1 protein-coding gene is annotated in these 222 nt (G+C 44.1%); it reads right to left on the reverse strand.

What is annotated here, in order from left to right; genetic code table 11:
• The coding region (locus B2906_RS04135) for a DUF7507 domain-containing protein (RefSeq protein WP_422652858.1) at positions 1 to 222 on the reverse strand (222 nt) is incomplete at both ends.

A 222-nucleotide genomic window follows, 5' to 3' on the forward strand; every position in this document is an offset into this window, starting at 1 on the left:
TCTGATGTTTTGACAATCGAGATCGAAGGACTCTGATCTACCGTTACTATCGCATCATCCTCTGCAGTTACTGGTTGCTCATTAAAGTTTGTTGTCGCAGTCGCAACGTTCACAATACTTCCTCTATTCAAGTCAGCAGCAGTAACCGAGTAGCTGGTTTGGAAAGTCACAGACTGATTTGCTTCTAGAGATGGAATGTTCTCAGTAAAGCCTGTCAGCGGA

The sequence above is a fragment of the Algoriphagus sp. UBA3586 genome (assembly GCF_002376385.1).
In the GTDB taxonomy this organism is placed as follows: domain Bacteria; phylum Bacteroidota; class Bacteroidia; order Cytophagales; family Cyclobacteriaceae; genus Algoriphagus; species Algoriphagus ornithinivorans.